The sequence below is a fragment of the uncultured Maricaulis sp. genome (assembly GCF_963976135.1).
GTDB lineage: Bacteria > Pseudomonadota > Alphaproteobacteria > Caulobacterales > Maricaulaceae > Maricaulis.
Genome location: NZ_CAXBKN010000116.1, coordinates 1 through 7,345 on the forward strand (window position 1 = coordinate 1; position 7,345 = coordinate 7,345).

Sequence of the window (7,345 nt, forward strand, 5' to 3'; positions counted from 1 at the left end):
CGGCTAAATCAGCGCCTTGAGCGCCCGCGCAAAGGCAGCGCCCATATCCGGGCCCTGTTCGGGATAGAGATAGGGTTCGATCAATTCCAGCTCGATCAGGGCCAGCCGGCCATCGAGGCCGCGCAGCATGTCAACACGCGCATAGAGCAAATCGCCCTCGACACACTCCAGCACCGAGCGAGCCAGCGCCAGCTCATCCGCCGTCGGGTGATGGATTTCCTCACGCCCGCCATATTCCGACTGAACGCGATAATCGCCCGCCGCCGGAAGCTTGCGGGCGCAATGGGAAAACTCGCGGCCGAAGAAAAGAAAGGCGTATTCGCCCTCCTGCGACACGGCTGGCAGAAAAGGCTGGACCATGCATTCGGCGATTGGCAGCATTTCCGGGGCTGGCAGGGCTTCGCCGCGCCGGATCCGCGCCTGGCGCCAGGCGCCGCCGCCGAGCACAGGCTTGACGACGATGTCATCACTGCCCAGCGCATCGAAAGCACCGGCGATTGTCGCCGCATCGGCGCGATCGGCCCACAGGGTCGGGATCATCGGGGCGCCGCGCGCCGCCAGATCCTTGAGATAGGTCTTGCGCTGGTTCCAGCGGAAGGTCTCGAACGGATTGAGCAGGCGCGTCTTGCCGGCCATGGCTTCCAGAGCCGCCTCGAAAGCCGCGGGCTTTTGCATGTAATCCCAGCAGGTGCCGATCACGGCGGCATCATATTGCGAGGCGTCAAAGTCCGGATCATCCCAGATACGCGTCACCAGCTCTATCCCGGCGTCCCGGCAGGCTGGTGCCAGGGCGGAGATCTCGAGATCATATTCCCAGTAATCCTTGCGGGCCTCGGGATTGTCCTTGAGCATGCAGGCGGCGGAGAGAAAGGCGACATGTTTCATGCGGCGCTGCATAAGCATTTATCGCCAGGCTGGAAACCGGTTTTGCGGATCGGAAACGGGGCAGGCGGGGAAAACTTGCGGCGCGTCAATGCCCGCAAGTCTTGCTGTATGGCGCGGTCAGGGTTAACCCACATCCAGGCCGAGAGGCAGCCCGCCAGCCCAGCCGGGCTTAACCTTAATGATCGAGAGACCCGCCATGACCGCGACCCGCTTTGACGTTCTTGCCGTTGGAAATGCCATTGTCGACGTGTTGTCGCCGGCCACCGACGCCTTCCTCGCCGACGAGGGTATTGCGCGCGACGCCATGACGCTGATCGATGAAGAGCGCGCCCGCACCCTCTATGAGCGTATGCAGCCCGGCAAGGAAGCCTCCGGCGGATCGGCCGCCAATACCGTCGCCGGGATCGCTTCGCTCGGTGGCCGCGCCGCCTATATCGGCAAGGTCGCTGATGACCAGCTGGGCGAGATCTTCAGCCATGATATCCGCGCCATCGGTGTCGACTTCGCCTCGACACCGCTGAAGGGCGGTCCGGCGACCGCGCGCTGTCTCATCAATGTGACCCCCGATGCCGGCCGTTCAATGTCGACTTTCCTGGGCGCCGCAGCCCTGGTGACCGAGGATGATGTCGAGGCCGGTGCCGACGCGCTTCGCGCTTCGAGCATTGTCTATCTGGAGGGCTATCTGTTTGATCGTGAAGAGGCCAAGCGCGCCTATGTGCGCGCCGCCGAGCTCGCCGCCGCCGCTGGCCGCAAGACGGCGCTGACCCTGTCGGATACATTCTGCGTTGCGCGCCACCGCGCCGCCTTCCGCCATCTCGTCGCCAATCATATCGATATTCTGCTCGCCAATGAGGCGGAAATCACGGCGCTCTACGAAACCGAGGATTTCGACCTCGCCATCGAAATGTGCCGCCGCGATGTCGCCATCGCCGCCGTGACGCGAAGTGACAAGGGCGCCGTCTTGTTGCGTGACAAGGAAACCGTCACCATCAAGGCCGAACCAGTCTCGGAATTGGTCGACACGACAGGCGCGGGCGACCTGTTTGCCGCCGGCTTCCTGCTCGGCCTGGCACAGGATAGAAGCCTTGCGGAATCCGGCCGGATGGGGGCGATTTGCGCCGCTGAAATCATTTCTCACTTCGGCGCGCGCCCCGAATGCAGTCTTAAAACACTCGCCGAGGACGCCGGGATCCCTTTTGAGTAAGGCCTGGCCGCAAATTCGATTCAATTCTTAATGAAAATTGTCCGGCATTTTAACCACAATTCAAGTGGTTGCCCCCATCCTGCATCGTGAGAACTGGCCGGCTTTCCGTCCTGCCAGAGGTTTTGATGGTGTAGGCGCGATCCGAAAGGGTCGCGATCAGGGGCAGACATGGCACCTATCCGCAAGGCGATATCGCGAGTGATGCGATCTCTGGTGATGAAGTTCACGCTTCTCACCGGCATGCTGATTTTTGCGACCACATTGATGCTGATGACGCTGGAGAACATCGCGGCCCAGCGGGAGACCCGCAATCTACTCGCGGAGAGCTCGATCGCGCGCCTGCAGTCGACGACGGACCGGATTGCCGGCGCCATCGCCAGCAATGATACTGAATTCGTCCAGCGCTATCTCACTGAAATGCTGGCCTCGCTCGACCTGTCCGAGGTTTATGCCCTGAATAATCGCCGCGAAGTCCTCGGCAGCGCCTATCCCGAGGGCGAAGCGCCCGAACACCTGTCGCAGTCTGATCTTGCCGTCATGGCGCTGGGCGCCGGCGATCGCCGCGCCGCGCTGAACGCTGCGACCCTGCAGGTCGCCGTGCCCGTCTATACCGAGAGCCGCCGCCTGGTCGGTGTTGTCTATGCCAGCCAGGAGCTCACCGAGCTGATCCGGTCGCGCAATGCCGCGCTACGGCGCCAGACCTTCATTGCCCTGTTTGCTCTGGGGATTTTCCTGCCGCTGGCGGCCCTGATTGTCGGCCGGGCGCTGAAACCGGTGCAGACACTGACCGATGCCGCACGGCTGGCCTCGTCGAAAACCCTCGACATGCGCATCGACGTCCATACAGGCGATGAGCTGGAAGTGCTCGCCAATGCCTTCAACCGCATGTTTGCGCGCCTCGACGGCAATCTCAAACGCATCCACCGCCTCGCCTATGTCGACCTCGTCACCGAGCTCCCCAATCGTGAGCGCTTCCGCAAGGAAACCGAACGGGTTTCGCGCAAGGCGCTGGAAGATGGCGAAACCGGTGCTGTACTCTTTCTTGATCTCGACCGGTTCAAGCGCGTCAATGACAGCCTGGGCATAGGCGAAGGCGACCGCATGCTCGAAATGGTCGCGCGGCGCCTGTCGGAAGTGACACGCGGCTGCGACCTTGCCGCTGGCGGCGATGGCGAACCGAGCCTGGTTGCCCGTCTGGGTGGCGATGAATTTACCGTCCTCCTGCCCGAGATCGACGAGCCGGCAGACGCGGCCCGGATTGCCAACAAGCTGGTCGACGCCATTCGTCTGCCGTTTGAAATCTCGGGTCACCAGGTCTTCCTGGGCGTCTCGATCGGCATTGCCGTCTTCCCGCAGGACGGGGCCGACCCGGAATCCCTGATCCGCCATGCCGACCTCGCCATGGCCCACGCCAAGCGCGACGGGGGCTCTGCGGCCCGTTTCTTCGAACCGGCGATGAATCAGTCAGCCTTTGAACGCCTGGTGCTGGAAAACGAGCTGCGCGATGCGGTGCATCAGGATCAGCTGGTCGTCTTCTATCAGCCCAAGATCGACATGAAGACGGGCATCGTCGCCGGAGCCGAGGCACTGGTGCGCTGGCAGCATCCCACCGCGGGTCTGTTATCGCCAGGCGCCTTCATCGAGGCCGCCGAGGAATGTGGCCTGATCGGCGAGATCGGCGACTGGGTCTTGCGCGCTGCCTGCCGTGAAGGGGCCCGCTGGCGCACGCTGGGGATTGAAATTCCCGTCGCCGTCAATGTCTCGGCCATGCAGTTCGAACGTGAAGGCTTCGCCGAATCCGTGCTGCACGCGCTGGAACTGGCCGACCTGCCGCCACACCTGCTCGAACTGGAACTCACCGAGTCGATCGCGATGGAAAACCCCGAGCGCGCCATCGTCCAGGTTCAGCCCCTGCGCGATCGCGGCGTCAATTTCGCCATTGATGATTTCGGCACCGGCCATTCCTCGCTCTCCTATCTGACCCGCATGCCGTTTGACGTGTTCAAGATCGACCAGAGCTTTGTGCGCGACATGACCACCGATCCGCATGCCCGCATCGTCGTCGAGACCATTCTGGCCATGGCCAAGGCGCTGAAGCTGGAAACCGTCGCTGAGGGCGTCGAGACCCAGGAACAGTTTGAAATGCTGCGGGCCGAGGGCGCCACCCTGGCCCAGGGCTTCCTGTTTGCGCGTCCGATGCCGGCCAGCGATTTCGTCGAATACACGCAAGGCGGTTCCGCCCTTCGTGCGGTGGCTGAATAGTCTGACAGACCAGCCGGGCCGGCGCCCGCATGGTCTGAGGGCTTGATCGCAGCCGCCACTGCGGCCACATCTGTGTGTGCACAGAGTGGAGAGCGCAATGCCCAACCCATCAACGACCGACGCGACCCAATGGCGCGGCACCACCATCCTCGCCGTGCGCAAGGGCAAGACCGTGGTCATCGCCGGCGATGGCCAGGTCTCCTTCGGCCCGACGGTGATGAAGGGCAATGCCAGGAAGGTCCGCCGTCTTGCTGACGGCAAGGTCGTCGCCGGTTTTGCCGGCTCCACCGCCGACGCCTTCGCCCTGTTCGAGCGCCTCGAGGCCAAGCTCGAGCAATATCCCTCACAGCTCGCCCGCGCCTGTGTCGAGCTGGCCAAGGACTGGCGCACCGACCGTTACCTGCGCAAGCTCGACGCCATGCTGATCGTCGCCGACACGACCGCCACCTTCGTTCTGACCGGGGCCGGCGATGTGCTGGAACCGGAACACGGCGTCGTCGCTGTCGGCTCCGGCGGCAATTATGCCAGCTCGGCGGCCCGCGCCCTGCTCGATTACGAGCCTGACCCGGAAATCATCACCCGCAAGGCGATGGCGATCGCGGCCGAGATCTGTATCTACACCAATGAAAATCTCACCATCGAGACGCTGACGGCGGAATAGCGCCTGCTCAGACCAGCTCCCGCGCCGCGGCCAGAAAACAGATGGAGGTCGCCAGCGATCCGGCCGTACGCCAGTGATTGAGGCCGGTCCAGCGCCGGACATAATCCGACCAGTAGAGCTCCGCCGCCTCATCGCCCGGGTCGAATGCGTCCAGGCGCTTGTTCATCGGCACATTGCCGAATGCCGTGACGAGAAAGACCGTCACCAGATAGAGCCCGGCACCGAGATAGATCAGCGACTGGCCCGGGCCACTCAGCCGGATCAGAGCATAGGCGGCGAGGCCATAAACGGCTGGCAGCAACAGGACAAAGGCCGTCAGGAAGATCGAGCGCAGGACCGTGCGATTGATCTGCTGCATCGCTTCGATCCCGCCAGCAGGGCGGGCCAGTGCCAGACCGCGCATGATGAAATCGGAGAATGAAAGGAATACGCCGCCGACGACCGCGCTGACCAGCGCGATCGAAAGACAGGCGAGAACGAGAAGATTGGTGATCATGATGCCCTCCCTGGGCGGATGAGCCGCTTCAGGCGGCCAGCGACCAGGCGCCACTGCCGGCGGCGTCATGGGCAAAGTCGAGGAAATCGACCGGCTTGCGCCCCAGCGCCCGTTCGACTCCGTCACCCAGCCGGGCATTGCGGCCGTCGAGCACGGTGGCAAAGAGATAGTCCAGCAACCAGACCATGCCTTCAGGTGCGCCGGACTGCACCAGGGCGTCGATGAAGGCCTCGTGCGGGATGTCGACAAAGCGCACGGCGCGGCCTGTCGCGGCGCTGATCTCGGCGGCAGCGGCGGCGAAACTCATCAGTCGCGGCCCGGTCACGTCATAGACCTCGCTGGCATGACCCGCCTGGGTCAAGGCCGCAATCGCGACCTCGGCAATATCATTGGCGTCGACGAAGGGTTCGAGCGCATCGCCGGCCGGCAGGGCGATCTCGCCGGCCTGGACCATGTGGACGAATTCGCCCTCGGTGAAATTCTGGTTGAACCAGCTGGCGCGCACGATGGTCCAGTCCATGCCCGACGCCTGCACGATGCGCTCGGCGGCCTGGGCCTCGTCCTCGCCGCGCCCCGACAGCAGGACGATCCGGCCGACACCGGCGGTCTTCGCCATGCCGACAAAGGCGGTGATCGCCTCGGTCGCGCCGGGCACGGCAAGATCGGGGGCAAAGGTGAGATAGACGGCGCTCACCCCGGTCAGCACGGCGGCCCAGCCGGCCGGCTTGTCCCAGTCGAAGGACGCGGCGGCATTGCGCGAGGCCAGACGCACGGCATGACCCATGCGCATCAGCCCCTCGGCAACGCGGCGCCCGGTCTTGCCAGTGGCGCCGACCACCAGGATGAGGCCGTTCTGATTGACGGGATGCCGGCTGGCGGCGGGCTTGGCGGTCTTGCGATCGAACATGATGCTCTCCTGTTTCGCTGTTTTCTTGACACGGTGTAAAGTTTACATCGCCGCTATATGCGCTAACTTGACACCGTGTCAAGCCAGAAACGACGGACCGAAAAATGAGCAAGACCGGTGACGAGACCCGCGCCCGCATCCTCAAGGCCTGCAGTGACTTGCTGCAGCAGGGTCCCGACGCGCAGGCGCGGATGAGCGATATCGCCCGCGCGGCCGGGGTCAGCCGCCAGGCGGTCTATCTCCATTTCCCCAATCGTGCCGGACTGCTGATCGCCGCTACCCGCTTCATCGACGAGGCCTCCGGCGTTGACGGCCGCCTCGCCGCCAGCCGCGCCGCCACCAGCGGCACCGCCCGGCTCGACGCCTATATCCAGGCCTGGGGCGATTACATCCCGGTGATCCATGGCGTCGGCCGCGCCCTGATGGCGATGGCCGAGAGCGACGAGGCCGCCCGCGCCGCCTGGGACGACCGCATGGCCGCCATGCGCCAGGGCTGCGCCGCCGCCATCCAGGCCCTGGCCCGCGACAGGGCGCTACAGCCCGGCCTCACGGAAACCCGCGCCACAGACCTGCTCTGGACCCTGCTCTCGGTGCGCAACTGGGAGCATCTCGTCAGCGATTGCGGCTGGAGCCAGGCTGATTATGTCGCCGGGATGCAGCGCGTCGCGCGCGCAGCGCTGGTGGCGGGCCATCCCGGCTAAAGCCCGACCCCTTGTCCGGGCCTATTTTTTCCCGCGGGCGCGATTGAAGTGATAGCGTCCGCGCCGACACTGGATTTCACACAAGGGGGGGCGCCGTTCCGGTCGCCGATATTGCCATGACTCATCTGCTCAAGACATCACTGCTCGGCCTCGGCGCCGCACTCGTCCTGGCCGGCTGCAACGCGCCCGAGGCCAGCGCTCCGGCCGCACCGGCCGCCGCACCAGCCGA

The 7,345-nt window shown here is 64.5% G+C and carries 7 protein-coding genes; 4 read left to right on the top strand and 3 right to left on the bottom strand.

Going from position 1 to position 7,345, the window contains the following annotated elements:
• Nucleotides 1-3: 3 nt before the first annotated feature.
• Complete coding sequence (locus tag AAC023_RS12815; RefSeq protein ID WP_339741588.1) at nucleotides 4-885, bottom strand: hypothetical protein; 882 nt, start codon at nucleotides 883-885, stop codon at nucleotides 4-6.
• 196 nt (nucleotides 886-1,081) lie between these two features.
• On the opposite strand from AAC023_RS12815, the gene AAC023_RS12820 reads away from it, so the two are divergent.
• The 3 genes from AAC023_RS12820 to hslV all read left to right on the top strand — a co-directional run bounded on the left by AAC023_RS12820 (nucleotide 1,082) and on the right by hslV (nucleotide 5,012).
• Nucleotides 1,082-2,089, top strand: coding sequence for an adenosine kinase (locus tag AAC023_RS12820; protein WP_339741589.1), 1,008 nt, complete (start codon nucleotides 1,082-1,084; stop codon nucleotides 2,087-2,089).
• A gap of 201 nt (nucleotides 2,090-2,290) precedes the next feature.
• Nucleotides 2,291-4,351, top strand: a complete 2,061-nt coding sequence (locus tag AAC023_RS12825) for an EAL domain-containing protein (RefSeq protein ID WP_339741594.1) — start codon at nucleotides 2,291-2,293, stop codon at nucleotides 4,349-4,351.
• 97 nt (nucleotides 4,352-4,448) lie between these two features.
• Entirely contained in the window at nucleotides 4,449-5,012 is a 564-nt protein-coding gene (hslV, locus tag AAC023_RS12830; protein WP_339741590.1) for an ATP-dependent protease subunit HslV, read from the top strand.
• Nucleotides 5,013-5,019: 7 nt separating this feature from the next.
• Here hslV and AAC023_RS12835 read toward each other — a convergent pair whose 3' ends face one another.
• On the bottom strand, nucleotides 5,020-5,508 hold the full coding sequence (locus AAC023_RS12835; RefSeq protein WP_339741591.1) for an anthrone oxygenase family protein: 489 nt from the start codon (nucleotides 5,506-5,508) through the stop codon (nucleotides 5,020-5,022).
• Nucleotides 5,509-5,536: 28 nt separating this feature from the next.
• Nucleotides 5,537-6,415, bottom strand: coding sequence for an NAD(P)H-binding protein (locus AAC023_RS12840; RefSeq protein ID WP_339741592.1), 879 nt, complete (start codon nucleotides 6,413-6,415; stop codon nucleotides 5,537-5,539).
• A 104-nt stretch (nucleotides 6,416-6,519) separates the two neighbouring features.
• On the opposite strand from AAC023_RS12840, the gene AAC023_RS12845 reads away from it, so the two are divergent.
• Nucleotides 6,520-7,116 (top strand): TetR/AcrR family transcriptional regulator, encoded by a 597-nt coding sequence (locus tag AAC023_RS12845; RefSeq protein ID WP_339741593.1) that lies wholly within the window; start codon nucleotides 6,520-6,522, stop codon nucleotides 7,114-7,116.
• Nucleotides 7,117-7,345 lie beyond the last annotated feature (229 nt).

What these genes read in the sequence shown, in the direction of transcription:
- hslV (WP_339741590.1), top strand. Translation starts at nt 4,449, where the DNA reads ATGCCCAACCCATCAACGACCGACGCGACCCAATGGCGCGGCACCACC.
- AAC023_RS12825 (WP_339741594.1), top strand. Translation starts at nt 2,291, where the DNA reads ATGCGATCTCTGGTGATGAAGTTCACGCTTCTCACCGGCATGCTGATT.
- AAC023_RS12815 (WP_339741588.1), bottom strand. Translation starts at nt 885, where the DNA reads ATGAAACATGTCGCCTTTCTCTCCGCCGCCTGCATGCTCAAGGACAAT.
- AAC023_RS12845 (WP_339741593.1), top strand. Translation starts at nt 6,520, where the DNA reads ATGAGCAAGACCGGTGACGAGACCCGCGCCCGCATCCTCAAGGCCTGC.
- AAC023_RS12835 (WP_339741591.1), bottom strand. Translation starts at nt 5,508, where the DNA reads ATGATCACCAATCTTCTCGTTCTCGCCTGTCTTTCGATCGCGCTGGTC.
- AAC023_RS12840 (WP_339741592.1), bottom strand. Translation starts at nt 6,415, where the DNA reads ATGTTCGATCGCAAGACCGCCAAGCCCGCCGCCAGCCGGCATCCCGTC.
- AAC023_RS12820 (WP_339741589.1), top strand. Translation starts at nt 1,082, where the DNA reads ATGACCGCGACCCGCTTTGACGTTCTTGCCGTTGGAAATGCCATTGTC.